The sequence below is a fragment of the Paraglaciecola sp. MB-3u-78 genome, from assembly GCF_002835935.1.
In the GTDB taxonomy this organism is placed as follows: Bacteria; Pseudomonadota; Gammaproteobacteria; order Enterobacterales; family Alteromonadaceae; genus Paraglaciecola.
The window spans coordinates 56,369-83,291 of record NZ_PJCF01000004.1 but is presented as its reverse complement, the minus strand read 5'-3'; the positions used below and the strand labels follow the sequence as shown (position 1 = coordinate 83,291).

The 26,923-nt window shown below is 40.7% G+C and carries 24 protein-coding genes; 17 read left to right on the top strand and 7 right to left on the bottom strand.

Features of this window, described 5'->3' with window-relative positions:
- Positions 1 to 49 precede the first annotated feature (49 nt).
- The gene (locus tag CXF95_RS07120) at positions 50 to 1,717 is read left to right on the top strand and encodes a GGDEF domain-containing protein (protein WP_101198051.1); all 1,668 of its coding nucleotides are present in this window, start codon (positions 50 to 52) and stop codon (positions 1,715 to 1,717) included.
- Positions 1,718 to 1,749: 32 nt separating this feature from the next.
- On the opposite strand, the gene CXF95_RS07115 is transcribed toward CXF95_RS07120, so the two are convergent.
- Complete coding sequence (locus CXF95_RS07115) at positions 1,750 to 2,253, bottom strand: peptidylprolyl isomerase (RefSeq protein ID WP_101198050.1); 504 nt, start codon at positions 2,251 to 2,253, stop codon at positions 1,750 to 1,752.
- Positions 2,254 to 2,351: 98 nt separating this feature from the next.
- The gene (locus tag CXF95_RS07110; RefSeq protein WP_101198049.1) at positions 2,352 to 4,739 is read right to left on the bottom strand and encodes a Lon protease family protein; all 2,388 of its coding nucleotides are present in this window, start codon (positions 4,737 to 4,739) and stop codon (positions 2,352 to 2,354) included.
- 340 nt (positions 4,740 to 5,079) lie between these two features.
- Between CXF95_RS07110 and leuS the strand changes: the two genes are divergently transcribed.
- The 14 genes from leuS (at position 5,080) to lipA (ending at position 19,142) form a co-directional block, all read left to right on the top strand.
- A complete protein-coding gene (gene leuS / locus CXF95_RS07105) occupies positions 5,080 to 7,683 on the top strand; it encodes a leucine--tRNA ligase (protein WP_101198048.1) in 2,604 nt (867 codons plus the stop codon).
- 1 nt (position 7,684) lies between these two features.
- Positions 7,685 to 8,224 carry an LPS assembly lipoprotein LptE gene (gene lptE / locus CXF95_RS07100; protein ID WP_101198047.1) on the top strand — a complete coding sequence of 180 codons (540 nt, stop codon included), beginning with the start codon at positions 7,685 to 7,687 and terminating at the stop codon, positions 8,222 to 8,224.
- Entirely contained in the window at positions 8,224 to 9,261 is a 1,038-nt protein-coding gene (gene holA / locus CXF95_RS07095) for a DNA polymerase III subunit delta (RefSeq protein WP_101198046.1), read from the top strand. Before lptE ends, holA begins: the two co-directional genes overlap by 1 nt.
- Before the next feature lie 15 nt (positions 9,262 to 9,276).
- Positions 9,277 to 9,972, top strand: a complete 696-nt coding sequence (gene nadD, locus CXF95_RS07090; RefSeq protein WP_101198045.1) for a nicotinate-nucleotide adenylyltransferase — start codon at positions 9,277 to 9,279, stop codon at positions 9,970 to 9,972.
- Between the two features lie 46 nt (positions 9,973 to 10,018).
- On the top strand, positions 10,019 to 10,336 hold the full coding sequence (gene rsfS, locus CXF95_RS07085; RefSeq protein WP_101198044.1) for a ribosome silencing factor: 318 nt from the start codon (positions 10,019 to 10,021) through the stop codon (positions 10,334 to 10,336).
- A gap of 8 nt (positions 10,337 to 10,344) precedes the next feature.
- Positions 10,345 to 10,815, top strand: coding sequence for a 23S rRNA (pseudouridine(1915)-N(3))-methyltransferase RlmH (gene rlmH / locus CXF95_RS07080; RefSeq protein WP_101198043.1), 471 nt, complete (start codon positions 10,345 to 10,347; stop codon positions 10,813 to 10,815).
- Positions 10,816 to 10,827: 12 nt separating this feature from the next.
- The gene (gene mrdA / locus CXF95_RS07075) at positions 10,828 to 12,771 is read left to right on the top strand and encodes a penicillin-binding protein 2 (protein WP_101198042.1); all 1,944 of its coding nucleotides are present in this window, start codon (positions 10,828 to 10,830) and stop codon (positions 12,769 to 12,771) included.
- A complete protein-coding gene (gene rodA, locus CXF95_RS07070; RefSeq protein WP_101198041.1) occupies positions 12,771 to 13,889 on the top strand; it encodes a rod shape-determining protein RodA in 1,119 nt (372 codons plus the stop codon). Before mrdA ends, rodA begins: the two co-directional genes overlap by 1 nt.
- 61 nt (positions 13,890 to 13,950) lie before the next feature.
- Entirely contained in the window at positions 13,951 to 14,949 is a 999-nt protein-coding gene (mltB, locus tag CXF95_RS07065; protein ID WP_101198040.1) for a lytic murein transglycosylase B, read from the top strand.
- Between the two features lie 7 nt (positions 14,950 to 14,956).
- Positions 14,957 to 15,778 (top strand): septal ring lytic transglycosylase RlpA family protein, encoded by an 822-nt coding sequence (locus tag CXF95_RS07060; protein ID WP_101198039.1) that lies wholly within the window; start codon positions 14,957 to 14,959, stop codon positions 15,776 to 15,778.
- 245 nt (positions 15,779 to 16,023) lie between these two features.
- Complete coding sequence (locus tag CXF95_RS07050) at positions 16,024 to 17,196, top strand: serine hydrolase (protein ID WP_198556520.1); 1,173 nt, start codon at positions 16,024 to 16,026, stop codon at positions 17,194 to 17,196.
- A 34-nt stretch (positions 17,197 to 17,230) separates the two neighbouring features.
- The gene (gene ybeD, locus CXF95_RS07045; protein ID WP_101198038.1) at positions 17,231 to 17,494 is read left to right on the top strand and encodes a DUF493 family protein YbeD; all 264 of its coding nucleotides are present in this window, start codon (positions 17,231 to 17,233) and stop codon (positions 17,492 to 17,494) included.
- 45 nt (positions 17,495 to 17,539) lie between these two features.
- Positions 17,540 to 18,187 carry a lipoyl(octanoyl) transferase LipB gene (lipB, locus tag CXF95_RS07040; RefSeq protein WP_101198037.1) on the top strand — a complete coding sequence of 216 codons (648 nt, stop codon included), beginning with the start codon at positions 17,540 to 17,542 and terminating at the stop codon, positions 18,185 to 18,187.
- On the top strand, positions 18,180 to 19,142 hold the full coding sequence (gene lipA / locus CXF95_RS07035; protein WP_101198036.1) for a lipoyl synthase: 963 nt from the start codon (positions 18,180 to 18,182) through the stop codon (positions 19,140 to 19,142). The genes lipB and lipA overlap by 8 nt, the downstream gene beginning before the upstream one ends.
- Positions 19,143 to 19,225: 83 nt before the next feature.
- Here lipA and CXF95_RS07030 read toward each other — a convergent pair whose 3' ends face one another.
- Together CXF95_RS07030 and CXF95_RS07025 are read right to left on the bottom strand one after the other, a co-directional pair.
- Complete coding sequence (locus CXF95_RS07030; protein ID WP_101198035.1) at positions 19,226 to 20,671, bottom strand: phosphomannomutase CpsG; 1,446 nt, start codon at positions 20,669 to 20,671, stop codon at positions 19,226 to 19,228.
- 48 nt (positions 20,672 to 20,719) lie between these two features.
- The gene (locus CXF95_RS07025; RefSeq protein WP_101198034.1) at positions 20,720 to 22,141 is read right to left on the bottom strand and encodes a mannose-1-phosphate guanylyltransferase/mannose-6-phosphate isomerase; all 1,422 of its coding nucleotides are present in this window, start codon (positions 22,139 to 22,141) and stop codon (positions 20,720 to 20,722) included.
- A gap of 240 nt (positions 22,142 to 22,381) precedes the next feature.
- On the opposite strand from CXF95_RS07025, the gene tcdA reads away from it, so the two are divergent.
- Positions 22,382 to 23,203, top strand: coding sequence for a tRNA cyclic N6-threonylcarbamoyladenosine(37) synthase TcdA (gene tcdA, locus CXF95_RS07020; protein ID WP_101198033.1), 822 nt, complete (start codon positions 22,382 to 22,384; stop codon positions 23,201 to 23,203).
- Here tcdA and CXF95_RS07015 read toward each other — a convergent pair.
- Entirely contained in the window at positions 23,187 to 23,819 is a 633-nt protein-coding gene (locus tag CXF95_RS07015; protein WP_101198032.1) for a hypothetical protein, read from the bottom strand. The two genes, tcdA and CXF95_RS07015, sit on opposite strands and share 17 nt — an antisense overlap.
- A gap of 172 nt (positions 23,820 to 23,991) precedes the next feature.
- Here CXF95_RS07015 and CXF95_RS07010 point away from each other — a divergent pair, with 172 nt between their 5' ends.
- Complete coding sequence (locus tag CXF95_RS07010; RefSeq protein ID WP_101198031.1) at positions 23,992 to 24,405, top strand: hypothetical protein; 414 nt, start codon at positions 23,992 to 23,994, stop codon at positions 24,403 to 24,405.
- 38 nt (positions 24,406 to 24,443) lie between these two features.
- On the opposite strand, the gene CXF95_RS07005 is transcribed toward CXF95_RS07010, so the two are convergent.
- On the bottom strand, positions 24,444 to 24,944 hold the full coding sequence (locus CXF95_RS07005; protein ID WP_101198030.1) for a DUF2919 domain-containing protein: 501 nt from the start codon (positions 24,942 to 24,944) through the stop codon (positions 24,444 to 24,446).
- Positions 24,945 to 24,987: 43 nt separating this feature from the next.
- Positions 24,988 to 26,784, bottom strand: a complete 1,797-nt coding sequence (locus CXF95_RS07000; protein WP_101198029.1) for a GGDEF domain-containing protein — start codon at positions 26,782 to 26,784, stop codon at positions 24,988 to 24,990.
- Positions 26,785 to 26,923: the final 139 nt, after the last annotated feature.

The window sequence follows — 26,923 nt, the reverse complement described above, 5'->3', positions numbered from 1 at the left end:
CTTAATTTTAGTGTCCGTGCGTGATTCAAACGCTGGCGGGCGCTTTTCTATGCAAATAGCTAAAGCTGATGAATTAAGGTTATCTGACCCAGAACAGTCACAAATTATACTTGATAATATTGATGAAGCTCAACTTGATGCTAACGAACGAGATCTATTTCAGTATTTAAAAGCATACAACTTGTTCATAAACGGAAATGTACAAAAAGCAAAATTTTCTTTAAATAAATTATCAGAAGAAAGTAAAAATATAGATATTAAAGTGAGAGCACTAGGTACTTTATTAAGTGTATATGCCACCTCAAACGATTGGCTAAATGCCTTACAAACCGTAAACCTTTTATTTGCCTATCTTGAGCCAGACTTAAATCCCAAAAACACCAAAATTGGGCTTATTAAGTATAACATTCTAAATTTTTACAATAATATTGGTGAATATGAGCTAGCCAAAAATATAGCTAAAGATTTATTAAACACTGATGTCTCCCCAAGGTTTAGGTGTCTAACTTCTGCAGAGTTACTCAACAGTCAAATTAAGACATCAATCAATGAAATTAGTACCATATATTTTGAAAGAGCGTCAAAGCTTTGTGCAATAGCAAATGAGCCAGTTGCTCTACAAGGTATTAATGTTTATTTCGCCGAATATCATTTAGCGCTAAATTCCCCTCAAAAAGCTGTTGAATTACTAGAAAGTAATATTTCGAGTATTAATGAAACCCGATATCAAGCACTGATAGCTGGTTTTTACAGCTTATTAGCGAAAAGCTACATGGCAGTACAAAATGATTCTAGTGCCGAAGTACTTGCCCAAAGACTAATAGATACTGAAGAGCAACATCAATATCAACCCGCTATGACCACTGCTTATAAAGTGCTTGCAGAGGTTAATGAACATCGCCAGGATTATGCTCAAGCTTTTTATTACTACAAAAGATATTCTACAGCGAGTCAAATCCAGCTAGACCAAAATAATGCAAAATTACTTGCCATTCAAAAAGCAAAACTTAACGTAATACAAATAAACACTCAAATCGCCATTTTAGATAATGAAAATGCGTTACTAAAAACTCAAGTGCTGCTAGACAAAGAATCCGCACACAACAGACTTTTGATTTTAGCGTTATTATCTTTGGCCTTAGTTGTGTTTATTTTATGGGCTTATAAAAATAGAAAAGTCTATCTTAGAATGCGTTATTTTGCTCAGACCGATGAATTAACCGGTATTGCCAATCGCCATTATTTTGCACAATTAGCTTTTTCAGCAATTGAGCTTTGCAAAAAAACCAATCAACCCGTTAGTTTTGTGATTTTTGATTTGGATTATTTTAAGAAAATTAATGATAGCTATGGTCACCTAGTGGGTGATGAAGCCCTTAAAATGGCAGTAAATGCGGCAAAATTAGCCTGTCGTAAAAATGATATAATGGGTCGTTTAGGCGGCGAGGAGTTTGGGATATTGTTAGCGGGTTGTGGCAATCATTTAGCCGCACATATAGCTGAAAAATGCCGCAAAGAGATTGAAAAAATTGACACCTCAGCAACTGGACATCAGTTCACATTAACCGCAAGTTTTGGTGTGTCTGATGCATCCGTTTGTGGTTATGAATTTACCAAATTATTTGCTGGGGCCGATAGAGCCCTATATCAGTCTAAAGATTTAGGGCGTAATCAAGTATTCAACTTCCAAACGAATTCTTTCGCTTTTGATACATAAGGTCTGTTGACTCGGGGGAGTCAACAAATGAACTAATGGTGGTGACCACCATCGCCATGGGCATGACCATGCTCAATTTCTTCATCGCTTGCTACGCGCACATCTTCAACTTGAAATTCAAATTGTAAGGTTTTACCCGCTAATGGATGATTGGTATCTATCGTCACCATAAATTTGCCCACTTTCACAATTGTCACTTCACGGTGACCTTGCTCGGTGTTCACTACAGCTGTCATACCCGCTTTCCATTTTGGTTTTTTTTCTGCAGTTTTATCTGCACCTAGCAAATGTTTAACCGATATACGTTGTTCGCTGTCGGCTTGGATTTCACCGTAGGTTTCCTCGGCTTCCAGCTCCGCTTCAAGCAAGTCACCTTTTGACATAGACTCTAAAGACTTTTCGATACCCGGCATCATATTGTTATAACCATGCAGATAAGCAACGGCTTGATCGCTAAAATTAGACTCTAATTCTTTGCCGTCTAAATCTTTGATTCGATAGTGGAACTGTACAACTGTGCCTTTTGCAATTTTCATACTGTGATCTTATAAAATAAAAAATTAATGACAAGATCCTAACAGAATAATGCTTCACTGTTGAGAGTTTACACTCAAGGTATTGGGTATAGTTGAACTTAATCATCATCAGCGCCCGCCACTATATTTGCAATATTGAGTAAGCTTGAAACCGCCATGTAGTTAACCGAACCTTTGGGATAGCGGCCTTTACTATTATGCACACCCGCATCTTTATCCATCAACAATTCCAAGGCATCATCAACCGTTTCCACCACACAAATGTAAAACTTTTGTGCTTTTACTGCCGCCAACACTTCTTTATCAAGCATAAGATTGACTTGATTAGACTTGGGAATAATCACCCCTTGTTTACCCGTTAATCCGCGATGTTGGCAGAGTTTAAAGAATCCCTCTATTTTTTCATTCACTCCGCCCACAGACTGAACTTGACCATATTGATTGATTGAGCCGGTAATGGCTAAATCTTGACGAACAGGCATTTTAGTTAAAGCAGATATCAGCGCGACTAATTCTGCTAACGAAGCACTATCACCGTCAATGTGACCATAAGACTGCTCAATGGCAATATTCGCAGATAAGGTTAATGGAAATAATTGAGCATATTTATGACCCAAATACCCCGTTAATAACATCACCCCTTTAGAGTGGCTGGGTTGACCGAATTCAACTTCACGTTCGATATCTACCACACCATTAGAACCCGCATAAACCGTCGAAGTAATCCGCGCAGGCGTTCCAAGCATACTATCGCCAATTTCCAGTACCGTTAAACCATTGACTTTGCCTACATCGACACCTTGTGTCGCAATGAGAATTTGGCCTTGTTTAATATCGTCTAATACGGCTTCACTAACACGACCAGTACGATGAGTCTTGGCAGCTAAAGCATCTTCGATGTGGGTCACATCCAGTTCTTGAGCATTTTGCTTTCTGCAAAAAAAGTCGGCTTCATGGAGAAGTTCAATCACATCTGAAAAGCGTGCAGATAAGCGTTGTTGATGTTCTGCCAAGCGTAAACTGTATTCCACTAAACGATACATAGCTTTGGCCGAAATACTCTGCAAGCCCAGTTCTTTAATTTGAATTCTTACCCGGCCGACAAAATCAAATAAGGTCTTTTTATCCAAGAGAATTTCATGATCAAAATCGACCAAGACCCTAAACAACTCATAAAACTCATCGTCGTAATCTTGCAAGGTGTAATACAAGTCACGGGAACCTAATAATATCACTTTGACATCTATAGGTATTTGTTGTGGATTGAGCGTGATGGAATTCACCATACCCACATCATGTTGCGGCAAGTCCATTTTAAGGGAACCAAACTTTAAGACTAACTTGAGAGTTTCCCATACATAAGGTTGATCAATAAGTTTGTCCACATCTAGTAGCAAGTATCCACCATTAGCGCGGTGCATCGCACCAGGGCGGATCATCCGATAGTTGGTAAAAACCGAACCTTGAATATTGGTATATTCAACCCGACCAAACAAATTTTGATGGGTGGGATTGGGCTCATATATGACTGGAGAGCCACTATTTAACTCATGGGAAACAATCACATTGGGTAAATATTGTTCTTCTAAAATGGCACGTTTATCGTACTCGTCATGTTTATCGTCTTTTTTATCGTCAGCTAAGACTTCAACCACGGTTTCGACCAAATGTGATTTAAGTTGCCGTAAAAATTTTAAGATAGCCAAGTCAGATGAATACTTGTGTTCTAGATCTTTTAGTAAGGGCCTGATCCCCTGCTCTGCCGTTTCTTTTTTTAAGGACCTGAGTTTTTCAGCTGTGGCACGTTTCCATTTGGGTAATTCGATTAACGCTTCGCTTAATTTGTCTTCAAGTTCATCAATTAATTGATAATAATGTTGACGCTGTTGATCTGAGGCTTTAGCAAAATCAGCATCAGTAACTGGTATGCCATCAATAATCGGCGAAAATGTAATAGTGCCACCGTCTTCACACAAGGCGACATTTTGTTGTTGCGCTTGTTGTTCCACTTCATCAATCGCTTTGTCGTAACCTTGATCAAATTCACGGGTGATGGCGGCTTTTTTGCGCTGATATCCTGGGTTATCAAATGCCGCGGGAAAGGTATCTAATAATTCATCAATCAAGTTTTCCATGTCTCTAACCAGCTTTTTACTTTCACCTGCTGGTAACTTCAATGAAAAAGGTTCACGTTCATCTTCAAAATTATTGATATAACACCAATCATCAGGTGTGACCGTTTTATTCACGTATTTATCAATAAATTCATGTACTAAGGTAAAGCGCCCTGTGGCTTGTTCACCCATTACATAAAGATTGTATCCTCGTGCTGCTATACCTAAACCAAAGGATAAAGCGTCACGAGCCCGGTCTTGACCGATAAAAGTCGAATGTAAAGCTTGCTGATCTTTTAACGCTTGATTAATCAATCGTCTACTGGGTTTTGCAGTCAGCTGCTGCAGATGTAAGGCATATTTACTTTGCATGTTAAAAGACTTAATTACGACAAATTAGGAATATACCAATGAGTGAAACCTGTAAACATCAGGCTGTCAAACGGATACGAAAAGAATATAGAGAACTGACTATTTTTAATACAAATAAAATGGAATATCTATAAACAACTAGGATTTTTTTAATCGGTTAAAATTTAACCTTTAGGATCCAAAAGCCTAAATATATCTAAAAACTTCAGAATAAGCTCGATAAATCACGTATTTACTATTGTTAGCAAGGGATACGCTAAGGTATTCTAACTAGCTAAATTTCATATCATTGTTTAGGGTCTTTTTGACCTTATCCCTCTAGTCACGGAAATCTTTTTTAATGGCCGAAAAACAGTACCAACCTCAAGAAATCGAAAAAGAGGTTCAAGCCTATTGGGAAACTCAGCAAACCTTTAAAGCAACTGAAGATGCTAATAAAGAAAAATTTTATTGTCTTTCTATGTTCCCTTATCCAAGTGGCCGTTTGCATATGGGTCATGTGCGGAATTACACCATTGGTGATGTGATCAGTCGTTATCAAAGAATGTTAGGTAAAAATGTACTGCAACCAATGGGTTGGGATGCTTTTGGTTTACCTGCTGAAAACGCGGCCCTTAATAATAATACTGCACCAGCCAAATGGACCTACTCGAATATTGAGTATATGAAAACCCAATTAAAAACCTTAGGGTTTGGTTACGACTGGGATCGCGAAATCGCCACCTGCAAAAAAGATTATTACCGCTGGGAACAATGGTTTTTTACCCGTCTATTCGAGAAAGGTTTAGTTTATAAAAAGAACGCTACTGTTAACTGGGATCCAATAGATCATACGGTTCTTGCTAACGAGCAAGTGATTGATGGTCGCGGTTGGCGTTCTGGCGCCTTAGTTGAACAAAAAGAAATCCCTCAGTGGTTTCTTAAGATCACCGACTACGCTGAAGAGTTAGTTAACGATTTAGAACAATTAGAAGAATGGCCAGAACAAGTACGCGCCATGCAAAAAAACTGGATTGGCCGTTCAGAAGGCGTAGAAATCACCTTTAATCTGGAACAAACAGTCGCAGAACAAACCAGTTTTGATGTGTATACCACACGGCCAGATACCTTATTAGGGGTGACCTATGTTGCCGTTGCAGCGCAACATCCCATTGCATTAGAAGCGGCGAAAACCAACAGTGATTTAGCCACCTTTATTGAAGAATGCAAAAATACCAAAGTAGCCGAAGCTGATATGGCCACCATGGAAAAGAAAGGCTGCGCCACAGGTTATTATGCTATTCACCCTTTAACAGGTGACAAGGTACCGGTTTGGATAGCCAATTTTGTATTAATGGGATATGGCTCAGGTGCAGTAATGGCGGTACCAGGGCACGATCAACGTGACTGGGAGTTTGCCACTAAATATGCTCTAGAAATAAAACAAGTTATTCAAGGCGATGCTCAAAGTACTGTTGAGTGTGATGTAAACCAAGGGGCGTTTACGGAAAAAGGCCTATTGGTTAACTCAGGAGAATATAATGGGCTGACGTCAATGGAAGCCTTTGATAAAATTGCACAAACCCTTAGTGACCAAAATATGGGTAAAAAGAAAGTCAATTATCGTTTGCGAGATTGGGGCGTATCACGACAGCGATACTGGGGCACCCCTATCCCCATGTTGAATTTAGAAAATGGCGAATCCGTACCTGTACCCAGTGAGCAATTGCCCGTCGAATTACCAGAAGATGTGCAAATGAATGGGGTTATTTCTCCAATCAAAGCGGATCCTCAGTGGGCAAAAACCCAATACCAGGGTCAACCGGCGTTAAGAGAAACGGATACCTTTGATACCTTTATGGAATCATCATGGTATTACGCTCGATATTGCAGTGCGCAAAACGACCAAGCCATGTTAGATCCAGAACAAGCCAACTATTGGTTACCTGTCGATCAATATGTAGGTGGAATAGAACACGCTATTTTACATTTATTATACTCACGTTTTTTCCACAAACTGTTGCGTGACGAAGGTTTGGTTCAATCTGATGAGCCTTACAAACGTTTATTATGTCAAGGTATGGTGTTAGCGGATTCATTTTATCGTGAAGATACAGCAGGCAAAAAAGAGTGGTTTAACCCTGCGGATGTGATCAGTGAAAAAGACGATAAAGGCAGGATCATCAGCTCTGTACTTGAGTCTGACGGCAAGGAAGTCATCCATCACGGCATGATCAAAATGTCTAAGTCCAAAAACAATGGCATCGATCCCCAACAAGTGATTGATTTATATGGTGCTGATACGATCCGCGTCTTTACTATGTTTGCCGCGCCGCCTGAACAAACATTAGAGTGGATTGACTCTGGCGTTGAAGGTGCACACAGATTTGTAAAACGTCTTTGGAACTTAGTACAAGAGCATGTCGAAGCAGGCGAAATAGCCGCTCTAGATAAAGCAAACTTGTCTAGCACCCAGAAAAACCTTAGACGTTTAATCCATAAAACCATTGAAAAAGTCAGTGATGATATTGGTCGACGCCAGACATTTAACACAGCGGTTGCTGCCACCATGGAATTGCTTAATCATTTACACAAAGCGCCCAAAACGTCGATGCAAGACTTAGCTGTACTGCGCGAAGGTATTAATGCAATAGTCTTATTGCTTGCTCCTATCGCACCCCACATTTGTCATGTGATGTACCAAGATTTGGGTCATAAAGATGAAATAGAAACCGCGCCATGGCCTGTGGCCGAAGCTGACGCTATGGTGGAAGACGAAAAACTTATAGTGCTGCAAGTTAATGGTAAAGTCAGAGCTAAAATAACTGTCGCTGCAGATGCTACGAAAGAACAAGTCGAATCCATGGGTTTAGCCGAACAAAATGTGCAGCAACATACAGATGGCAAGACCATTCGAAAAGTCATCTATATACCAGGTAAATTAATCAACATAGTGGCGAATTAAGGTGCTGCAACGAATATTCTTAAATGTTTGTATCCTCACTATTGTTTTAACAATAGTAGGATGCGGCTTTAAGTTACGTGGTGATTACGGGCTGCCCACAGGCATTCAGCAACTGCAATTATTAGCGGCACAGAAAAACACCCAATTGCACCGGATCTTGGGGAAACAGCTACAAGGGTTTAATATAGAAGTTTCGGATAATACCCTCAGTGCTAGTCAAATCGCTGAACAAGTAGATGCCATTGTTTATTTAACATCCGACCAACTAGAAAGACGATTATTGTCGCTTTTTTCAACCGGACAAGTAGCAGAATACGAGTTGGTATATACCATTAAATATCAGATCCAATTTCCTGCACAAGACCCCCAAGAGATAGAATTTGATGTCACAAGGGAATACCAAGATGACCCTGATGCAGTCTTAGCAAAATCTCGTGAGTTGGACTTGATCCAAAATGAAATGCGTCAAGAAGCCGCTAATCGTATCATCCGCCAAATTGCCAGCTCATATGCTAATTGGCAACAGACTACAGGTGGCTAATGCAGGTTTATCCAAACCGGTTTAATCTTGATGCCTCCTCAGAGCTAAAACCTTTTTATCTGATTTTTGGTGATGAGCCACAACAAAAACTCGCATGTATTGAGTTAATTCGCAATGCAGCTTTAGCTCAAGGGTTTGACGAGCGCCAATCTTTAGTGGCAGACGGTCAATTTAGCTGGGATACACTGATTGAAGCTACACAAACCTTATCGTTGTTTTCTAGCAGACAAATCATTGAACTCGAATTACCTACAGGGAAACCTGGTGCAGAAGGTAGCAAAGTATTAACTAGCTTAGCGCAACAGGTTAATCCTGATGTACTGATTGTGATACATGGCAGCAAAATTGGTAAAGACGTACAAAACACCAAATGGTTTAAAGCAGTGGATAAACACGCTATTTATGTGCCTTGTTATCCTCTTGAAGGCAATGCCTTATATCAGTGGTTAAATAACCAGATGCGTGTAGCAGGCATGCAGCCATCTCAGCAAATTTCGCAGTTGTTGGTTGACTACTGTGAAGGTAATTTACTCGCTGCCAAACAAGAAATCCAAAAGTTAATGCTGCTTTATCCCCAAGGCAATCCAAGCTTTGAACAGGTTGAAGAAGCGGTTGTTGATCAGTCTAGATTCACTGTGTTTCATTTAATCGATGTGTTGCTCAGCGGTGATGCTCAAAAAGCGGTCAAAATGCTATACCGGTTAGAAAGTGAAGGAGTCGAGCCTAATATTATTGTTTGGGCTTTGACCCGCGAGTGGCAAACCTTGCAGTCAATATTATTTGACCGACAGCAGGGGAAAACGATTAACTGGAATCAGCACCGCATCTGGAAAAGTCGTCAATCTCTATATCAATCTGCGTTGCAACGTTTATCCTTAGAGCATATGCGAGCACTACAACTCAAGTTAACTGAGTTTGATAACGCCATCAAACAATCCCAGGTTGTCCGTCCTTATGTAGAGTTATGCCATTTGTGTTTGCTATTTGTTCCTTATTCACTGAATAATGTGCCTTTAGACTATGGCATTTTAGACTAGGAATTATTAAGTTATATGCAACTTACTCCTCCTTTAGGTATTTTTGGCGGCACCTTCGACCCCATTCACAATGGGCATATTTACCCAGTGTTGGAAGGGGCAGAAAAAGCTAATATCAAAAAAGTGGCCTTGATGCCCTGTTACATCCCTAGTCATAAAAACCCAGCCGCTGCTTCAAGCGAAGACAGGCTTAAGATGGTAGAACTGGTTTGTGCTGATCATGGTTTATTTTACGCAGACCCTAGAGATATTAGTCGGGGAATTCCCACCTTTAGTGTCGACTCCTTAACAGAAATACGCAAAGCAATGCCTAATACACCTTTGTGTTTTTTCATCGGCACCGACTCCTTGCAGAGTTTATTTACATGGCACCAGTGGCCCACCCTCTTTGACCTTTGCCATTTTGTGGTGTGTGAAAGAAACGCAGAGTCAATAAAAACACTGAACAGCAATACTGATAATTCTTTAAAACGTCATGGGCCACAACTGCAAGAGTTGCTAAAAAAAAGGCAAGTTTTCAACCCAATGGCTCTGCATAGTCGTCTCGCTGGACATATCTATGTGGCTAATACTCAATCATTAACAGTGTCATCTAGCAAAATCAGGCAACAACTAGCCAATAATCAATCAGTTGATTCTTTTTTGCCGCCGAAGATAATAGATTATATTCAACAACATAAGCTCTATCAGACAAGAGCAGATTTCTGTTAAACTATGTTAAATTCAATTGTATAAAATTCAACCATAAGGAAAGTCTTTGGACCACCAACAGTTAAAAGCCTTTGTAATAGAAAAAGTCGAAGACTTAAAAGGTCGTGACATCATTGATTTAGATGTTGCAGAAAAATCTTCCGTTACCGAAACCATGTTAATTTGCTCGGGTAATTCTAAACGTCATGTTATTTCAATTGCCGAAAATGTGGTAGTTGAAGCGAAACAAGCTGGCACAGCACCTTTAAGTATTGAAGGCCGTGAAACCGGTGATTGGGTGTTAGTAGACCTAGGTGACGTGGTCTTGCATGTAATGCAAGATGAAGCTCGGGGTTTCTATCAGTTGGAAAAACTCTGGGGCTAAATTAACCAGTGCGTATTCAAATGATAGCAGTGGGCATAAAAATGCCCGTTTGGGTTGAACAAGGTTTTTCGGAATATTGCAGACGTTTTCCTGCCGATATGCCTGTACAGATCACCGAAATAGTTGCCGGTAAACGTGGCAAAAATGCGGATATAAAACGTATCTTGCAAAAAGAAGGTGAATTGACCCTAGCCGCCATTCCCAAAGGCAATCGAGTCGTCACCTTAGAAGTAACAGGTGCACCTTGGGACACGCCCAAATTGGCTAAAACCATGGAAAGTTGGCAAATGGATGGCAGAGATGTCAGTTTATTAATTGGTGGGCCAGAAGGTTTAGCCCCCGAATGTATAAAAATTTCTGAACAAAAGTGGTCATTGTCGAGTCTCACATTACCACACCCGTTGGTGCGTATAATTGTAGCTGAGAGTTTGTATCGAGCTTGGTCAATTAATAATAACCATCCTTATCATAGAGAATAATAGAGAATAAATTTGCCTTCACCGCGCATCCTTATAAAAGACCATTCAGCGGAAGCTAATCTTTTTGCTAGGCGCACCTTTATTGGTTTATTAGTGGTATTTGTGATGATTGCCATGGTATTGACAAATTTGTATTATTTGCAAATAAGTCGCTTCGAAGATTACCAAACACGTGCCGACGGTAACCGCATAAAAGTATTACCTGTAGCACCCAATCGTGGATTAATTTATGACCGCAATGGTATATTACTAGCAGAAAATCGTCCGGTATTTAGTCTTCAAGTGATACCAGAAGAGATTGACGATCTAGAATTAACCATTAATACACTGAGTATTTTATTAGATATCGACAAAGAAGATGTCAGTGATTTTTATCGAGACTTAAAAGGCACTAGGCGTTTCAAACCGGTCAATCTGATCAACCGTTTAAAACCCAAAGAAGTCGCACTTTTTTCTGCACAACAACATAAGTACCCTGGTATATCTGTCGAAGCGAGACTCGCTCGATATTATCCTTATGGGAGTGCCCTCACCCACGTAATAGGTTATGTGGCTAAAATTAACAAAAAAGATTTACAAAAACTCAGCGAAGCTGGGTTTGAAGCAAACTATGCAGCAACCTATGATATTGGTAAAAGAGGCATCGAAAAATACCATGAAGAAAAGCTCCATGGGAAAGTGGGATTTCAAGAAGTCGAAGTGAACAATCAGGGTAGAATTATCCGCATATTGGACTTCAGTCCACCTGCTCCCGGTCAAGATATCGTGCTAAATATCGATATGGAATTACAACAGGAAGCTGAAAAGGCCTTTGCTGGTATGAAAGGTTCTGTAGTCGCTATCGATCCTCGAGATGGAGGCGTACTTGCGTTATACAGCAGTCCCAGTTACGACCCCAACCTGTTTGTACATGGTATCAGCAGTAAAAATTACAAAAAATTGCTCACCACAGACCGGCCTTTGTTTAATCGCGCGACGCAGGGCCAATATCCGCCAGCATCAACAGTTAAACCTCTATTGGCATTGACAGGGCTCGAAGCGAAAGTGATTACACCTGAAAGCCGAATTTATGATGTGGGTAAATATAAATTAAAAAATGTTGAACGTGAATGGCGAGACCATAATCCATGGGGCCATGGATGGGTGGATGTGACGAAAGCAATAGAAGTGTCCTGCGATATTTTCTTTTATGATCTGGCCTATAAATTAGGTATAGACCGTATCAGTGAAAGCATGTATGAATTTGGGTTTGGTGATTATACCGGTATCGACCTACATGAAGAAGCCGATGGTATTATGCCGAGTAGGGGCATAGTAAAAGCCTTATTTAACCTCCCTTGGTATATCGGTGACACCATCAACATAGGCATTGGACAAAGCTACTGGACAGCAACACCGGTGCAACTTACCCAGTCAATAGTGACCTTAGTCAACAGAGGGCGACGGATTATTCCGCAAATTATTCGTGGCAATATGCAAAAGGATAAGGTGGTGGTTCAGGCCATTAAAGAAAGGCGTCCCATAGCCATAAAAGACGAACACAACTGGGATATAGTATTGGATGCCATGTATGGTACCGTGAATCGAAAAGGCTCTGCACGTAACGCATTTAAAGGTACCAATTATACATCCGCAGGTAAAACTGGCACCGCGCAGTTAGTCTCTATCGCTGCAGACGAAAAATATGATGCATCCAAGCTCTCCAAGAAAAATCACGATAACGCGATGTATGTCGGGTATGCACCTTACGACAAACCACAAATAGTGCTCTCTGTGGTGTTAGAAAATGCAGGACACGGCGGCGCTCAAGCGGCACCTATCGCCCGTAAAATGATGGATAATTATTTTAAAGATCAAACATTTCCTGAACACCAGGTGATTGAGTATTTAGGACAAGAACTAGAGGAACTGAAACTGACACAAACCGAACTTAAACCAGTCGTGGCACAACCCTGATGCTTAGAATGAAACTAGACTCTCATAGTCGTTCTTTTTGGAACAGAATACATTGTGATGGCACGTTATTATTGGGGTTACTTGTGCTTATGGTTGTAGGTTTAGCAACCATTTATTCAGCTGGAGGACAAGACATAGCTCTGATCCAAAGACAATGTACACGTCTGGCACTGGCTTTAGGTGTGATGTTAGTGGTGGCACAAATCCCCCCCATGGCTTATCAGAAATTGTCGGTCTATTTTTACGTGATTGGTATTGCCATGTTAATCGCAGTTTTGGTGGTAGGTGTTTCCAGTAAAGGGGCTCAGCGTTGGTTAGACCTAGGCTTTTTTCGCTTTCAACCCTCTGAAATCATGAAACTAGCTGTGCCTATGATGGTGGCATGGTATATTAGCCGATTTAATTTACCCCCTAGAACTTGGCATATACTGATTGGTTTTGTTTTAGTGGCTATACCCACGTTATTGATTGCTCGCCAGCCAGATTTAGGCACCTCACTTCTTATTGCTTGTTCAGGCGTTTTTGCACTGTTTTTGGCCGGCATGAGCTGGCGCTTTATATCCTTTGTTGCTGTAGCGGCTTCTGCTTTCACCCCTATTATGTGGATATTTTTGATGCAAGATTATCAAAAACAAAGGGTCCTGACATTTCTCAACCCTGAAAGTGATCCACTAGGGTCGGGTTATCATATTATTCAATCACAAATTGCCATTGGCTCAGGCGGTGCCCAAGGTAAAGGCTGGTTACAAGGCACCCAATCTCAGTTAGAATTTTTGCCGGAACGTCACACCGACTTTATCTTTGCGGTGTTCAGTGAAGAATTTGGATTTTGGGGCGTGGTAGGGCTGTTAGCTATTTACGCCTTTATTGTTATGCGAGGCATGTTGATAGCGGTAAAGGCCCAAGATGCCTTTAGTAAAATTTTAGCCGGTAGCATTACCCTCACCTTTTTTGTGTATGTGTTTGTGAATATGGGCATGGTTTCGGGTATTTTACCTGTCGTTGGTGTACCTTTGCCCTTAGTAAGCTATGGGGGGACGTCTATGGTGACTCTGCTAGCAGGTTTTGGTATTTTGATGGCGATTAGTACGCAAAGAAGAATCGTGTCTCGAGAATAACGGGGTCTGTTACCCTAAGATTTTTGGTTAAGTGAATTAGCTTAACTTTCAAGGAAAAATCATGAAGTTGTTTAAATCGTTTTTTGTATTAGGCCTATGTATCTCCAGCGTGAGTATCCATGCTTCCCCCCTAGACCTGCAAAAGCAGTTTGTAGATTTGATGGTAGATACCCATCATTTCGATCGAAAGGTGGTTGAATCGACGTTGCAGAAAGCCACCAAAAATCAGGCTATATTACAATCCATTGCCAAGCCATGGGAAGCTAAACCCTGGCATCAGTATTACCCCATCTTTCTCACTGAAAAGCGCCTAACCAAAGGTTTGGCCTTCTGGCAAACTCATCAAAAAACCTTAGCCCGTGCAGAACAAGAAACCGGTGTCCCCGCTGAAATTATCGTAGCCATCATGGGTGTTGAGACTTTTTATGGCGCCTACCTAGGTAAATATTCGGTACTCGACGCGCTGGTCACCTTAGGCTTTCACTATCCTCCTCGGGCAACATTTTTTCGAAGCGAATTAGCCCAATTTTTTTTATTAGCTAAAGAAGAAAACTTTGATATCACCCAGCTCAAGGGCTCTTATGCTGGGGCAATGGGCTGGGGTCAGTTTATCTCATCCAGCTATCGCCATTACGCAGTGGATTTTGATGGTGACGGAGTGCGGGACTTATTGAACAATCCTGAAGACGTTATAGGCAGTGTCGCAAACTACTTTAAAAAACATCACTGGAAGGCCAATGCTGACATTGCGTTTAAGGCGCAAGTGAGTGGCACTCAATACCCAGCATTATTGTCAAAATCTCTTAAATATTCCCATCAGTGGTCACAATTACAAGCAGCAGGAGTGAGCATTACCGAGGCCAACCTAAGCCAAGAGATGAGCGTCAAACTATTTGAATTTGCGCAACCAGATACCAAAGAATATTGGGTAGGCTTACCCAATTTTTACGCGATCACTCGCTATAACCATAGCCCTTTATATGCCATGGCAGTATTTCAATTCAGTCAACAACTCAAACAAGGTTTTAACGCTGCAACCACTGCCAAAGTAGGTCATTAGCCTTGTTATGAAAAACTATTGTCGTTGCTTAGGTTTGATTTTTTTAGTATTCCTGGTGGTAAGTTGTGCTCCCAAAGGCCGCTACTACCAGCATCAAGACTCGGCTCCTAAAATCATTCCCCAAAGTGTAACTACAACAGATGCAGTGGCAAAATATGTGTCCTATGCGCCAGCTAATATGCGTCCTTATACCATCAGAGGGATCAGATACCAGCCCCTCAAAACAGGTAAAGGATTCAGCGATAAAGGCCACGCGAGTTGGTATGGACAGAAGTTTCACGGCCACTTAACGGCTAACGGTGAAATTTACGATATGTACAAAATGTCAGCCGCACACAAAACCTTGCCATTGCCCTCTTTTGTGCGCGTGACTAATTTAAAAAATGGCAAACAGGTAGTGGTTAGAGTTAACGATAGAGGGCCGTTTCATATTGGTCGGGTGATTGACCTATCCTATGCTGCAGCATTAAAACTAGACGTGCTTAAAACGGGGATCACCGATGTAAAGTTGGACGTTATCCATGTAGATCCAGCGGGTAAAATCACAGTAGGACGCTTCCCTACTATTAGTAATACCAGTAATAAAGACCTCAATATGACCAACCAACAGGTCTATATTCAAGTGGCTGCATTACAAAACAAAACTCAAATAGATAAATTAGCCAGTGGCTTAAAAAGTTTATATCAACACCCCTTTAAAACAAGATTCGTACAGGGCATTTACAAATTACATCTTGGCCCAATAAAAAACGATCATGAAGCAGATGAGCTGCTTCATGAACTTAAAAGTAATGACTATCCTGACGCTTATAAAGTTTACTCCGATTAGCAGCACTTTATGTTTAGACTTACGCTCAAACTGACGGACATCATTAAACTTTTTATAATATTCAGAGTCACATATTGTTAGAGCTAACAAAAATTCCGATATTATTTTGGATTAGTCGTTAGTTGAGCAGCAATTTAACCCTCAAAGTGCTATATTGCGCAGCATAAATTGAGGTCATTATTTTATGTCTAATAAGGCGAGCCTAATACTTCTATTCTTACAACATTATCAAAAACGGTAGTTTAATGCTTAAACCAAAAACGTATTTCAGCTCTCTTGTAAACAGCCTAGTGCTGTGTTTATTCATTTTTTCAGCCTCTGCTGCTGTGGTTATTCCTCCTGCACCTAGTGTTGCAGCTAAAGGTTTTATATTAATAGATTTCCAAACGGGTAACGTTATCGCAGAGCAAAACGCTGATATTCAGCTCCCCCCTGCTAGCTTAACTAAAATGATGACCAGCTATGTGATTGGCATAGAGATCCTAAACGGTAATATCAAAGACACAGATTTGGTGACTATTTCTGAAAAAGCTTGGGCTAAAAACTTTCCAGAATCGTCGAAAATGTTTATCGAAGTAGGTAAACAAATATCCGTAGCAGATCTGAATCGTGGCATTATCGTGCAATCTGGTAATGATGCTTGTGTCGCTATGGCAGAACATATCGCCGGAAGTGAAGAGGCCTTTGCCAGCATGATGAATATGCATGCAGAAAAACTAGGCATGACCTCAACTTATTTTGTAAACAGTCATGGTTTACATGATGCCCAGCACTTCACCACACCCAGAGATATGGCGATTTTATCTGCGGCGCTGATACGCGACGTACCAGATGAATATGCTATCTATGCTGAAAAAGAATTTACCTTCAACGATATTAAACAATACAACCGCAATGGCTTATTATGGGATAAAAGTTTGAATGTTGATGGCATAAAAACCGGCCACACTTCAGATGCGGGTTATAGCTTGATCACTTCGGCTTACCAAGAAGATATGCGTTTGATTTCAGTGGTGATGGGCACAGACAGCGAGCGGGCGCGTAAAGTAGAAAACAAAAAATTACTCAAATACGGTTTCCGCTTCTTTGAAACTATCACTCCTTATAAAGCAGGTGACAGCTTCGTATCCCATCGCATTTTTATGGGTGATAAAGAAACAGTCGATCTGGGTATATTGCAAGACACCCCCATCAATATTCCTCGTGGTCAAAGTAAAAAGTTGAAAGCTAACTTTAAGTTAGACAAAAAATTACAAGCGCCCATTGCTAAAGGCGAAGTAGTAGGCAAGTTATATCTTCAAATTGAAGGCGAAGATATTGCTGAATATCCCTTAGTTGCTTTACAAGAAGTCAAAGAAGGTGGGTTTATCGACCGCATGGTTGATTTTGTCAAATTACGCCTTGGCTTTGATAGTTAATACCCTATATTTTTATTACATATTCGAGAAAAAGATGGACACTAATTTTGATCAACTGCTGGACTTCCCTTGCCAGCAAACTTTTAAAATCATGGGCATCGCCCATGAGCGTTTGCCCCAAGATGTAATATCTTGCTTGCAGGTGCATGCGCCAGGTGATTATGACCCAAAGGTAAAACCCAGTTCTAAAGGGACTTATCACTCCATTTCACTCAGCATAACAGTGACCAGCAAAGCACATATGGAAACCCTTTATGTTGAACTCGCTAAATTAGAGCTCGTGAAAGTGGTTTTGTAGATAGCTTTGTAAAGAGCGGTTTGGTAAAGAGTGCTTGTGTAAATAATGCCCACTAAATTAATCATCAGACAGTTAGGTCTCCAAGCCTACTTGCCAATTTGGCAAGCCATGCAAGATTTCACCAATAACAGGGACCCTGAAACAGCGGACGAAATATGGCTGGTAGAACATCAAGCTGTTTTCACCCAAGGCCAAGCGGGTAAAGAAGAACATATACTCATGCCCGGCGATATTCCCGTTGTCAAGGTCGATAGAGGTGGCCAAGTCACTTACCATGGACCCGGTCAACAAATGATGTATGTGTTACTTAATCTTAAACAAAACAAACTCGGTGTCAGAACTTTAGTGACGGCATTGGAACAATGTGTGGTCGATACACTACAAGAATATGCCATTGATGCCTATCCAAAAGCCGACGCGCCAGGTGTATATGTTGATGCTAAAAAAGTATGTTCTATTGGCCTAAGGATCCGCAAAGGTTGCTCTTTTCATGGTTTGGCCTTGAACGTCAATATGGACTTAAGCCCGTTTCAACGCATAAATCCATGTGGTTATGCCGGGCTGGAAATGATAGATTGCGCACAACTTAATGGTCCGAGAACGCTCGCTGCAGCAGGTGTGAAATTAACGGATCATTTATCTGCCTTATTAGGTATAAAAAACACAGAATATAGAGAAGGCTTTAATGACTAACGCACGCCCGCAAGCCGGAGTTAAACTTCGGGATGACGAAAAAGTTAAACATATCCCTATCACCATCATGCCCACTGAAAAGGCAGAGATGCTGCGTAAACCCGCGTGGATCAAAATAAAGCTGCCACGTAACACCGACAAAATTGACCATATCAAAAAGACCTTACGTAAAAATAATTTACATTCTGTATGTGAAGAAGCCAGTTGCCCTAATTTAGCTGAGTGTTTTAATCACGGCACCGCCACTTTTATGATTTTGGGTGATATCTGCACTCGCCGCTGCCCATTTTGTGATGTGGCACACGGTAAGCCGTTGCCTCCTAGCGCAGAAGAGCCTATCAAGTTAGCCAAAACCATTGCTGAGATGAAGTTAAAGTATGTGGTGATCACCTCAGTAGACCGAGACGACTTACGCGATGGTGGAGCTCAGCACTTCGTGGATTGTATAGCGGCAATTCGCGAACACAGTCCATCTACCAAGATAGAAGTATTAGTGCCCGATTTCAGAGGGCGTATGGATAGAGCCCTTGAAATACTCAAGATAAGTCCTCCAGATGTATTTAATCACAACCTTGAAACTATTCCACGTTTATACCGAGAGTGCCGTCCCGGTGCCAACTACCAATGGTCATTAGACCTATTGAAAAAGTTTAAACAGCAGCATCCTGATATCCCCACTAAATCGGGGCTGATGATGGGCATGGGCGAAGACAAGCACGAAATCGCCCAAGTATTACAAGATTTACGCACCCACGATGTGGAAATGCTGACCTTGGGCCAATATTTACAACCCAGTAAACATCACTTCCCATTAAAACGTTATGTACACCCTGACGAATTTGATGAACTCGGCGAAACAGCCAAAGAGTTAGGTTTTAGCCATGTTGCTAGTGGCCCTATGGTGCGCTCGAGTTACCACGCGGATAAACAAGCTGCGGGTGAAGAAGTCAAATAATCTTCGGTTTGATATAGCCAAGAAGCTAACTAAAAAAAAGCCCAGCTATTTAGCTGGGCTTTTTGGTTTATTAAAATGATAAATTACTTTAACAAAGCCAACAACTCCGCAGTTTTTTCTTCCATCAATGCAATATCAGCCTTTGATTCCACATTAAGCCTAACCACAGGTTCGGTATTAGATTTGCGTAAGTTAAAGCGCCAGTTTTCAAACTCCAGACCGATGCCATCAGTATAATCCACCACTGTTGCACTGGCTTCATATTTGTCCAACACAGCTTTAATGGACGCATCAGGATCGGCCAACGTACTGTTTATTTCACCAGAAGACGGGAAAGCAGCGATACGCTCTTTGACTAACTGGGATAACGGTTTTTGGGTGGTACATAATAGCTCTGCTACCAATAACCATGGGATCATACCGGAATCACAATAAGCAAAATCACGGAAATAATGGTGGGCACTCATTTCACCACCATATATCGCATCGTCTGCGCGCATCCGTTCTTTGATAAAAGCATGGCCGGTTTTACTTTTTATGGGTATACCGCCCGCTTCTAAAACAATATCTTCGGTGTTCCAATACACTCGTGGGTCATAAATGATTTTTGAGCCAGGTTTTTTATCTAAAAAGGCTTTCGCTAACAGGCCAACAATATAATAACCTTCGACAAACTCCCCTTTTTCGTCAAACAAGAAACAGCGGTCGAAATCGCCATCCCAGGCTATGCCCATATTCGCTGAATGTTCAATAACCGCATTGGCGGTATCTGCCCTACTCTCTGGTAGTAAAGGGTTAGGGATACCATTTGGGAAAGTGCCATCGGGTTGATGATGCACTTTAATAAATTTAATGGGCACATTGGCTGCTTCTAACGCGCTTTGGATAGCGTCTAAGGCATCACCTGCGGCACCATTACCCGCATTCACTACTAACTTTATGGGTGTAATGTTAGCAGTATCAATATAAGACAACATATGGGCCACATAAGGCTGCATATTGTCCAATACGCTATATTGACCGGTGGCCTTTAGTTTATTGGCCACAACTGAAGCTTCACCTTGAATAAACCTTTGTTCACTGACTAAACCATTCGAATAAAACTCAAGTCTAGCTTGAACGTCATCTTCTGAGTAAGTTTCGGCCAAATCACGAATCGCAAACAAGCCAGTGTCGCCACTGACGGGTTTAGAGTCCGTTTTAACTAATTTCATGCCATTATAATCAATAGGATTATGGCTGGCTGTGACTTCAATACCACCATCAACCTTTAGGTGCTTAGTGGCAAAATAAATTTCTTCGGTGCCTGTCATACCTAAATCGGTGACTGTTGCTCCGCCATCAATCAAACCTGCTGCTAACGCCAATTTAAGGGGCTCTGAGGTCAATCGAACGTCCCCACCCACTACCACAGTTTTGGCCTGCATAAACTCTGCGAAAGCTTTACCAATACGATAGGCTACGTGTTCATCTAGTTGTTCGATTAATTTACCGCGAATGTCATACGCTTTAAAACATGTAATCTTCATAAATTCTCTTTGCAAAACCTCTAATTCAGGGTTCAATATCAACTGCGTCTATTTGGCTTCAACACGGCCATAACGGTCGGAAAAGCGCACAATATCGTCTTCGCCTAAATAGGTACCTGATTGCACCTCTATCAACTCCAAAGGGATTTTTCCGGGATTTTCTAGCGCATGTATCACACCTATTGGAATGTACGTCGATTGATTCTCTGATAACAACAAAGTCTGCTCACCATTGGTGACTTTTGCCGTACCTGAGACCACAATCCAATGCTCAGCTCTGTGATGATGCATTTGTACAGATAGTTTTTCGCCAGGTTTTACCGTGATACGTTTAACTTGGAAACGTTCACCGTTATCAATAGAGTCATAACTACCCCAAGGTCTAAACACTTCGCGATGGAATTCCCACTCAGGGCGATGTTCTGCTTTGAGTTGATTCACCACATTTTTGATATCTTGCACTTTATCTTTGTGAGCCACTAACACGGCATCTTTAGTTTCAACCACCACAACATCATCTAGACCCACGACAGCAATGAGCCGTTGTTCGGAATTAATATAACTGTTGGTCACGCTATCAAGAATAGCATCGCCAATGACCACGTTATTTTGTGCATCTTTTTGCTTGGCTGTTTCCCATAATGATGACCAACTGCCCACATCACTCCAACCCGCATCTAGGGGTACGACACAAGCAGAATCGGTTTTTTCCATGACCGCATAATCGATGGAATCATCAGGGCAAGTGACAAAGACATCGGCATCTACTCGTACAAATTCTAAATCAGTGGATTCAGAAGCAATGGCTTTTTTACATATTGCCAGCATCTCGGGCGCGTATTTTTCAAGCTCTTGCAGGTAACGACTGGCTTTAAACATAAACATGCCGCTGTTCCAGTAAAACTCCTCTGAGTCGACATATTGTTGTGCTGTTACTAGATTTGGCTTTTCAACAAAGTTAGCCACATCAAAGCCGACATCTGTACCCTTAACCTTGTCACCACGTTTAATATAACCATAACCTGTATGCGCCGAGTCAGGCACAATACCAAAAGTCACTAATTTGCCTTGTTTAGCTAGATCTTCTGCCTGAGTGATGGCTTTATGAAATGCCGGCGCATCATTGATTAGATGGTCGGCAGCTAAAATAAGTAAAATTGGATCTTCGCCATGTAACGAGGCATGCAAAGCAGCCAAAGCAATAGCCGGCGCGGTATTTCGGCCCATAGGCTCGAGCAAAATACCTCCGTGTTGAATACCCTGGTGACGAAGTTGCTCTGCCACTAAAAATCGATGAGCATCATTACAAATGACTATGGGTTGCTCAGCATCTGTGCCCGCTAATCTGGCGATAGTGTCTTGCAACATAGTCAAATCACTGGTCAGACTTAAAAACTGCTTAGGTAAAGCCGCCCTTGATTTAGGCCACAAACGACTACCACTTCCACCAGCTAAAACAACAGGTTTCATTACACATTCCTTTTTGATTACTCTAAATTTACCAAGGCAATAAAATTGCTGCGAATTCATTTAAATGAATTGTATTAAAGCTTGACGGGTTATTCAATCAAGAACACCAAACAAGGTCACTTTATTTATGATTCAATAAAATAAAGTGACCTTGAAAAGTTAACAGACTCCATTGGAGTTATACACCTCGCCACTGATATAATAACAATCAGAATAAAAACCTCTTCTTAATGTGAGTATATGGAACAGCAACAAGTAACAGATCAACGTTTTGGTGGCACCCAACGCCTGTATGGCGTATCCGGAACCGATATTTTACGGCAATCTCATGTGTGTGTAGTTGGCATAGGAGGCGTAGGTTCTTGGGTAGCAGAAGGGCTAGCCAGAACGGCACTTGGGCAAATTACTCTGATTGACTTGGATGACATCTGTATTACTAACACCAACAGACAAATTCATGCTCTTCAGGATACTGTGGGTGATGCCAAGGTTGACGCAATGGCTCAGCGGATTATGCAAATAAATCCAGCTTGTAGAGTGACACAAATCGAAGATTTTGTGACGCCAGATAACGTTTCAGAATTACTCAATAACAGCTATGACTATGTTGTGGACGCTACAGATAGTATAAAAGCAAAGGCGGCCATGGCAGCCCATTGTAAGCGTAATAAAATTCCCATCATTACCATTGGTGGTGCTGGCGGACAGATTGATCCCACCCAAGTTGAAGTGACGGATCTCAGTAAAACTATCCAAGACCCATTGGCGGCAAAATTACGTTCAGAACTACGCAGATTTTATAACTTCAGTACTAACCCCAAACGACGTTTTGGAATTGATTGTGTTTACTCCACCGAACAACTTCGTTACCCACAAGCTGACGGTAGTGTTTGTTCGAAGAAAACCCTAACAAATGGCAGTGTTAAGTTAGACTGTAATAATGGTTTGGGGGCAGCAGTGGCGGTGACCGCTACCTTTGGTTTTGTCGCCTCGGCAAGGGTGATAGCAAAATTAATCAGTCAATATAATAATAAAGTTAAAGATCCTAATGAGTCGCTCTAAACTTTTTATAATCTACAAACAAAGCTATACCCAACCAAATGCTGACCGCTATAACTAAAAACCAGGTGTTTTCAGCCATCTGCATAACTTGCTCACTTAATACTGACGTACCCCAAATAAGAAACAAATAATAAGGCAAGTTAAGTAGTCCAGCCCAAAGTACGACCTTGGGTGATTTGTGATTTGTACCTTGGCTAAACATATAAAATGCCAAAGAATTGATGTGTATCATAGCCACTAACAAACTTTTGACTGATACCTGTGGTTGATGTTTGTTTGCATCACCAAAGTTTCTACCTAACAAATAATTAATGCATGAACCTAATGTTGCCGCGACAACCATAGCTAAAGTTAAAAAAAGTATGTCTTGGGGCTGGGGTTTAGACAAAACAACCAACACCACAGCAAAAAACTGTCCCGGGAAGTAGAACCCAACATAGACAATAGATTCCAACAAAATAATAAATAAAATAAGTAAATAAAAGTAGTCATTAAAACTGGATTGCAAGCTCTTCAATAGATCTAAACCTGAAGGGATCACTTGGTAGGTTACTAAAACAGATAACAGACACAGCGCAATGAGTGCTGATAAGGGTAAAAAAAATGAATACTTCAAAAATACACACACCTATTTTTATGTGACTATGTTTATTTAACTACTTTTTACGAAAACATCAGCCCACAGATCAACTAAGAAAACGAGGTTTACTGCAACGAAATTATTTCTATTCGACAAATCACCTAATAAGCAACACAATAGTCATATTAAAAACCCAGAGACACAGAATATGCAAATGACATCGGCAGAACTGACAGATTTAATGATAGACAGCTCCCAGAACGCAATAACCACCACTGAAGAAGAGTTCAATCTGACCTTGGATGGCTCTGAGCAAAGTATTGATCTGGTGGATGATGTCATTTTAAGCTGGTTAGGACGATATAAAGATCAAGCATTAGAAGAAACCGCGGTATTCACAATTTGTAATATATACGGTGCTTACATAGGAGAAATTTTTCGCAATAAAGTGGGGGGCAACTGGGCTTATGATGAATCCGATCCTAGCGCACCTTATGTGGTATTAAACTATGCAGGCAACACTTACGCATTTGCTGGTATTTGTTACCAACGTTTAGTGAATGATAGCCAAATCAGTGTCAGAAGTTATTACGACCAAGCACTGGCCAACAATCTGCAATAAGTACTAAAAACAAGCACTAAAGCCTAAACCTTCGAATTTTAAGCCAATGGTTTTGCTACTGGCGATATCTGAATAGATTTTTTCCAATCCTTTAACATCATTTGTGTGTGTTTATCTTTCACCAAAAAGTAGAAAGTCAGGGAATCCAGTAGCAATGTAAAGGCAATTAACCATGAGAATTGCCAATGTCCTATGTTAGCCAACAGAATATGTAAGCCTAAATCAGCTAATACAGAAAAAAGTAATAATGGTTTGATACAAGAAAACATCCAACACTTATCTGCATCCCAAATTTTTTCTCTAAACCCCAAAAGAAGTAACGCCAGAAAAGCCGGAAAAGCAATGGCGAGACTGATATAGAGATATTGTTTTTCAGGATAAAATAGTGCTAACAACTGCTCACTATTTTCTCGCACTGAAACCGAACCAATTAATATCATCAGACTTCTGGATAAAAACGCGATACACACGTATAGAGCTACAGCAGGCTTGACTCTGCCAGCATCATCGTAATATTTAAGGGGAAGTAACAGTTTCATTACCAAGGAGTTACACACTCATGGAAGGTGACAATAAAAATTATCATGCCTTACGCAAAACACTGCGAATTTCAGCTAAAACATCATCGACATCAGAAAGACTGTTAACTGATCTATATACGTGCATGTGAGAGTGAACATCAACCTTTTTTCTACTGTCAACTTTAAACCTTACATCGGCTAGGGCTTTTTGAACTCTTGAGAATAACTCTTTGGCGACCATATCTTCAATATTCACTAAACAAACAATAAATTGATCTGCAGCAACACGTCCAACGATATCTTTTTCTCTAGTAACCTGCTTTAAACAATCAGCAACTTGTTTGAGGGCCAATTCGCCCGCCTTGTAACCATACTCCGCATTAACGGAGGTAAAGTTACTTACATCAAATAATGCCAGGGCGTTAACCTTGTCACCTATGGGGGCTTTTACCTTTTTAATTTTAGCTAATACAGAATGTTCGTTAGACAGCCCTGTGAGTGGATCAGTGGCTAACTTACGAAAATAAGCTCTACCCCAAAATAGGTACCCCAAAGCTATCAAACCTAAAATGCTGATTAATACCAATAAAATGATCTGCAAACGCTGCTCTTCAGATTCGGCTAAACTCGATTCTAAGCCAATAATCTCATTGTGTAGGTTGGCAACACCCAGAATACGGGCTGATGCCTGTTGTTTTTTTAGCTTATCTAAAGAGATGGAGAAGTAATTGTCAAAACTAAGTTGTGCCGCTTCAACATTTCCCAAAAACAAGTTAGCTTTTACTAAAAAAGCAATGTAATAAAGATGTTTAGACAAACTAGCAGGCATAGCTGAACGCGTATCATTTTGTTTTTGTAAAAATTCATTAACACATACTCTGTCTTCATCATTCAAACACAGCGCAGCAGCATACCATTCATATAACATCTCCATAGTCTGGCTAGAAGTTTGTTTTAGGAATACATCCCAACTGCGCATACTGTTGCGAAAAGACTCATAATCGTTTGTCCGATATGCTTGGCGACTTTCGGCAAAGTGAAACAAGCTATTACTCAAGGGTGTATTCACTTTTAAGTTGCGCTTACCTAACTCGTCAATCATCAATTTTGCTTTCTCATAATCACCACTGCCAGAATGAGCGGTAATAAGACTGATTAACGTATTAAGTTGATTCTTCTCTTCATAAACTTTTAAACCAATCTGGTAAGATTTTTCATACTGTTCTGCCGCAAGTGACCGTTGACCAATAGAACTGTATAATATCCCGACATTATTATGAATGTGAGCCAGTGCTTTCTGATCGTCTTGCAACGAATATAATTTCAGTAATGCAAATAAACGACCTAGTTTTACGCCAACATTATCACCATTTTGCCCGCAAACAGTGATGAGGCCTAGTTGCGAACTTAAATAAACATCACTAAATTTATCTTTTGCCAGTTGTTCAGACTTGCGATAAAAGTCACATTTTTCTGGTTTTTCCTGTATATCAAAAATAAAGCCTAATTGGTAATTCACATTGGCATAGCTCTGTGAGCTTTTGTCCATCACAGGATCTGCGAGTAGATTTTCAAGTATAATTTGAGCTTCATCATTCTTGCCAACACAGATCAACCAATGGGCTTTGTGCACTTTTAACTCGATAAGCTGTTCGGGTAAAACACTGCGCGCATTTAAGTATTGATCGACTTGGGGCATAAATTGATCATCAGGACAATCATAGGTAGCCACTTGAATACTTTGAATAAAGTCATCTACTTTGTCAGCTAAAACACATTGTGAATAGCTAACAAAAAAAAAGCCAAAAAATGCGGCTCTTAGAATAGGGAGTAGAGGAAAAAGTTGTATTTGCTTCATATTCGGTAACCATAAGTGTTACCGCAGTTTTTTTCCAGTTCAATTCCTGTAAAAATGAACAAAAACAGTATAATTAATCCAACCCCCCCAAAATTCAGAAATATTATCTGGGCAATAAATAACTTGTTGATGTTCCACT

What these genes read in the sequence shown, in the direction of transcription:
- CXF95_RS07120 (WP_101198051.1), top strand. Translation starts at nt 50, where the DNA reads ATGCAAATAGCTAAAGCTGATGAATTAAGGTTATCTGACCCAGAACAG.
- CXF95_RS07115 (WP_101198050.1), bottom strand. Translation starts at nt 2,253, where the DNA reads ATGAAAATTGCAAAAGGCACAGTTGTACAGTTCCACTATCGAATCAAA.
- CXF95_RS07110 (WP_101198049.1), bottom strand. Translation starts at nt 4,739, where the DNA reads ATGCAAAGTAAATATGCCTTACATCTGCAGCAGCTGACTGCAAAACCC.
- leuS (WP_101198048.1), top strand. Translation starts at nt 5,080, where the DNA reads ATGGCCGAAAAACAGTACCAACCTCAAGAAATCGAAAAAGAGGTTCAA.
- holA (WP_101198046.1), top strand. Translation starts at nt 8,224, where the DNA reads ATGCAGGTTTATCCAAACCGGTTTAATCTTGATGCCTCCTCAGAGCTA.
- nadD (WP_101198045.1), top strand. Translation starts at nt 9,277, where the DNA reads ATGCAACTTACTCCTCCTTTAGGTATTTTTGGCGGCACCTTCGACCCC.
- rodA (WP_101198041.1), top strand. Translation starts at nt 12,771, where the DNA reads ATGCTTAGAATGAAACTAGACTCTCATAGTCGTTCTTTTTGGAACAGA.
- mltB (WP_101198040.1), top strand. Translation starts at nt 13,951, where the DNA reads ATGAAGTTGTTTAAATCGTTTTTTGTATTAGGCCTATGTATCTCCAGC.
- CXF95_RS07060 (WP_101198039.1), top strand. Translation starts at nt 14,957, where the DNA reads ATGAAAAACTATTGTCGTTGCTTAGGTTTGATTTTTTTAGTATTCCTG.
- CXF95_RS07050 (WP_198556520.1), top strand. Translation starts at nt 16,024, where the DNA reads ATGCTTAAACCAAAAACGTATTTCAGCTCTCTTGTAAACAGCCTAGTG.
- ybeD (WP_101198038.1), top strand. Translation starts at nt 17,231, where the DNA reads ATGGACACTAATTTTGATCAACTGCTGGACTTCCCTTGCCAGCAAACT.
- lipB (WP_101198037.1), top strand. Translation starts at nt 17,540, where the DNA reads ATGCCCACTAAATTAATCATCAGACAGTTAGGTCTCCAAGCCTACTTG.
- lipA (WP_101198036.1), top strand. Translation starts at nt 18,180, where the DNA reads ATGACTAACGCACGCCCGCAAGCCGGAGTTAAACTTCGGGATGACGAA.
- CXF95_RS07030 (WP_101198035.1), bottom strand. Translation starts at nt 20,671, where the DNA reads ATGAAGATTACATGTTTTAAAGCGTATGACATTCGCGGTAAATTAATC.
- CXF95_RS07025 (WP_101198034.1), bottom strand. Translation starts at nt 22,141, where the DNA reads ATGAAACCTGTTGTTTTAGCTGGTGGAAGTGGTAGTCGTTTGTGGCCT.
- tcdA (WP_101198033.1), top strand. Translation starts at nt 22,382, where the DNA reads ATGGAACAGCAACAAGTAACAGATCAACGTTTTGGTGGCACCCAACGC.
- CXF95_RS07010 (WP_101198031.1), top strand. Translation starts at nt 23,992, where the DNA reads ATGCAAATGACATCGGCAGAACTGACAGATTTAATGATAGACAGCTCC.
- CXF95_RS07005 (WP_101198030.1), bottom strand. Translation starts at nt 24,944, where the DNA reads ATGAAACTGTTACTTCCCCTTAAATATTACGATGATGCTGGCAGAGTC.
- CXF95_RS07000 (WP_101198029.1), bottom strand. Translation starts at nt 26,784, where the DNA reads ATGAAGCAAATACAACTTTTTCCTCTACTCCCTATTCTAAGAGCCGCA.